The sequence below is a fragment of the Lutibacter sp. genome (assembly GCF_040883305.1).
Lineage (GTDB): Bacteria > Bacteroidota > Bacteroidia > Flavobacteriales > Flavobacteriaceae > Lutibacter.
This window is the reverse complement of record NZ_JBFLKT010000097.1, coordinates 1-3,726: the sequence shown is the minus strand read 5'-3', so window position 1 is coordinate 3,726 and position 3,726 is coordinate 1. Positions and strand designations below refer to the sequence as shown.

5 protein-coding genes are annotated in these 3,726 nt (G+C 29.2%); all 5 read left to right on the top strand.

Annotated elements, in window-relative coordinates; translation table 11 throughout:
- Positions 1-706 (top strand): tol-pal system YbgF family protein (locus AB1Z17_RS02980; protein WP_368050306.1); only part of this gene is annotated, 706 nt, incomplete at its 5' end.
- A gap of 6 nt (positions 707-712) precedes the next feature.
- The gene (gene ribH, locus AB1Z17_RS02975) at positions 713-1,192 is read left to right on the top strand and encodes a 6,7-dimethyl-8-ribityllumazine synthase (protein WP_368050305.1); all 480 of its coding nucleotides are present in this window, start codon (positions 713-715) and stop codon (positions 1,190-1,192) included.
- 77 nt (positions 1,193-1,269) lie between these two features.
- The gene (locus AB1Z17_RS02970; protein WP_368050304.1) at positions 1,270-1,560 is read left to right on the top strand and encodes a hypothetical protein; all 291 of its coding nucleotides are present in this window, start codon (positions 1,270-1,272) and stop codon (positions 1,558-1,560) included.
- The gene (gene mutL, locus AB1Z17_RS02965; protein ID WP_368050303.1) at positions 1,560-3,374 is read left to right on the top strand and encodes a DNA mismatch repair endonuclease MutL; all 1,815 of its coding nucleotides are present in this window, start codon (positions 1,560-1,562) and stop codon (positions 3,372-3,374) included. The genes AB1Z17_RS02970 and mutL overlap by 1 nt, the downstream gene beginning before the upstream one ends.
- Before the next feature lie 23 nt (positions 3,375-3,397).
- On the top strand, positions 3,398-3,726 hold a 329-nt coding region (locus tag AB1Z17_RS02960), incomplete at its 3' end, for a rhomboid family intramembrane serine protease (RefSeq protein WP_368050302.1).

Here is a 3,726-nt window from a genome sequence, read left to right as displayed (position 1 = left end):
TAATTCTACAACTGCTGAAGTATTTAATACGCTAGATGAAACTGCATCAAGATCAGAACAATTTATAATAAAAAACCAAAAAACAATATTTATTGTATTAGGTTTAATTGTTGCAAGTATTTTAGGTTACTTAGCATATCAAAAATTTGTGAAAGCACCACAAGAAAAAGTTGCTGCAGACGAATTGGCTTTTCCAAAAGCATATTTTGAAGATGCGCTAACAACTTCTGTTGCTGTTGATTCTTTATTAGTTTTAGGATTAGAAGGTGCTGATGGAAAATATGGTTTTGTTGATATTGCTGATAAATTTAGTGGTACAAAAGCAGGAAATTTAGCAAATTATTACGCAGGTATTTCTTATTTAAAATTAAAAAATTACAAAGAAGCAATTGATTATTTAGAAGATTTTTCTTCGGAAGATGAATTGTTGGGACCAACTGCCAAAGGTGCTATTGGCGATGCTTTTGCGGATATTAATCAACCTAAAGAAGCGTTAGATTATTATTTAAAAGCTGCAAAATTAAGAGAAAACAATTTTTCTACTCCTTTATATTTATTTAAAGCTGGAAATACAGCTATGGAATTAGAAAATTACAGCAAAGCTTTAGATCTTTTTAATCAAATTAAAAAAGAATATCCAAGTGCAACTGAAGCTAAAAATATAGATATTTATATTAATAAAGCAACATTTGCATCAAAAAACTAAGTTGTAATGGCAACAACTAATTTATCTTATTACGATAAAGCAACAATCCCAAATGCGAAGAAATTTCGATTTGGGATTGTTGTTTCTGAATGGAATCCAGAAATTACTGAAAACTTATATTTAGGTGCTCAACAAGCATTAATAGAAAATGGAGCAACCGAAGAAAACATTTTAAAATGGGATGTTCCAGGAAGTTTTGAACTTATTTTTGGTTGTAAAAAAATGATTGAAACTCAAAATATAGATGCCATTATTGCCATAGGAAATGTAATTCAAGGTGAAACAAAACATTTCGATTTTGTGTGTGATGGTGTTACCCAAGGAATTAAAGATTTAAATATTAAATACGATGTTCCAATTATTTTTTGTGTGTTAACGGACAATACAAAACAACAATCTTTAGATCGTTCCGGTGGAAAACACGGAAATAAAGGTATAGAAAGTGCCATTGCTGCAATAAAAATGGCAGCTTTAAGAGAGTTTTAACACGCTTCTTTTTTAAAAAACTTGACCACAACTTTATAATTCAGTAATTTTGAGAATTACTGTATAACCCATTTTATATGTTTGGCAAATTATTTAAGCCTCGTGCGCATTATGTTTTTGATTACAAACCTCGTTATTATAACGAGCGCAAAGAACGTTTGCAAAAATTAGAGGAAAAATACCACGGAAATAAAGACAACGAAGAAGAAACTCCTAAAATTTCGTTATCTAAAAATAATCTAAAAAACGATTGGGTTAAAAATAAAAGAAGTGCTACAGATAGGGCTACAAATTTAAGACTGGCTATTATTATTGCTATTTTAGTGGGTATTGTAGCTTATATTTTTGAATTACATAAATTATTTTAATGTCCGATATTATTCAGTTACTTCCTGACCATGTTGCAAACCAAATTGCAGCTGGAGAAGTTGTTCAGCGACCTGCATCTGTAGTTAAAGAACTGCTAGAAAATGCTATTGATGCTGATGCAACGGATATTAAACTACTAATTAAAGAAGCTGGTAAATTATTAATTCAGGTAATTGATAACGGCAAAGGAATGAGCCAAACCGATGCAAGATTAAGTTTTGAACGTCACGCCACTTCTAAAATTAAAAAAGCTGAGGATTTATTTAATTTACATACAAAAGGTTTTAGAGGTGAAGCCTTAGCTTCTATTGCTGCAATTGCACATATAGCATTAAAAACAAAACAAGAACATACAGATTTAGGAACTTCAATAAAAATTGAAGGAAGCACCATAGTTTCGCAAGAATCGATCTCAACAACTACTGGAACTTCTATTGCAGTTAAAAACTTGTTTTATAACATTCCCGCACGACGAAATTTTTTAAAGAGCAATACTATTGAAACCCGTCATATTGTAAACGAATTTCAACGTGTAGCCTTGGCACATCCTACTATTTCTTTTTCATTTTACCATAACGAAAATGAAATTTATAATTTGGCTTCCAGTAATTTACGTCAACGTATTGTTGCAATATTAGGAAAGAAAACCAACGAGAAATTAGTTCCAATCAGTGAAGTAACAGATGTTGTGGAAATTAACGGATTTGTAACAAAACCTGAATTTGCAAAGAAAAAAAGAGGCGAACAATTCTTTTTTGTAAACAACCGATTTATTAAAAATGCTTATTTAAATCATGCAGTTACAAGTGCGTTTGAAAAGTTACTTTCTGGAGGTTATTATCCAACTTATTTTTTGTTTTTAACAGTTCCAACTAAAAGTATCGATATCAATATTCATCCAACAAAGACAGAAATTAAATTTGATGATGAAAAAACACTATATGCAATTTTACGTTCCACTATAAAACATAGTTTAGGACAATATAATGTTGCGCCTGTGTTAGATTTTGAAAGAAGTGCTTCTTTTGATACACCTTACGAATTTAAAGATAAAAAAACTATTACTCCAAGAGTTCAGGTAGATTCAAATTTTAATCCGTTTAAATCTGAAGAAAAAGGCACTTTAAAATATCCTTATAAAAAAGAGAACACTTCGCAATGGGAAAGTTTATATACAGGATTGAATACGGATTCTTTTGAAGTGGAATCTAAAAAAATCAATAACACATTATTTTCTGAAGTTTCATCAAACAGTAAAACCTATCAAATTCATAATAAATATATTGTAAGTAGTATAAAATCTGGAATTGTTTATATCAATCAGAATTTAGCGCATCAACGTATTTTATATGAAGAATTTTTAGAAAATATTACCGTTAAGGAAGCAATGAGTCAACAATTATTATTTCCTTTAGAAATTTCATTTAATAAATCTGATATTGAATTAATTAAAAACATAAAAGAAGATTTAGAAAATATTGGCTTTTTATTTGATAGCATTTTAGATGATACTATTATTGTAAAAGGAATGCCAGTAACTATTGTTGAAAGTCAGATAACAATAATTATTGAGCAATTATTGGAAGATATAAAAAATGATATTCCAGATACAAGTTTTAGCCAATTAGATATTATGTCTAAAAGTTTGGCTAAAAGTTTAGCCATTAAAACAGGAAGTAAATTAGATTTAAAAGAACAAGAAGAATTGGTAAATAAACTATTTTCTTGTAAACAACCCGATTTATCTCCGTTTGGAAAAACTACTTTTGTAACTATAAATATTGATGAAATTGATAAAAAATTTAACAACTAATGCGCTGTTAAAAATTTAAAATTATGGGAAGACTTACTGAAGCTGTTAAACACATTATAATAATAAATGTAATTTTATTTATAGTACCACAACTAATTCAAGGATTTGATTTGCAAAGTATGTTTGCTTTGTATTTTCCTGAAAACGAAAAATTTGGGTTTTGGCAATTTGCAACACATATGTTTATGCATGGAGGCTTTGCGCATATTCTTTTTAATATGTATGGATTATGGGCTTTTGGAACACCTTTAGAACAAATGTGGGGGAAGAATAAATTCATATTTTTCTACCTTTCTGCAGGTTTGGGAGCAGGAGTTATCTATACATTGGTAAACTATTATCAGTTTAATGG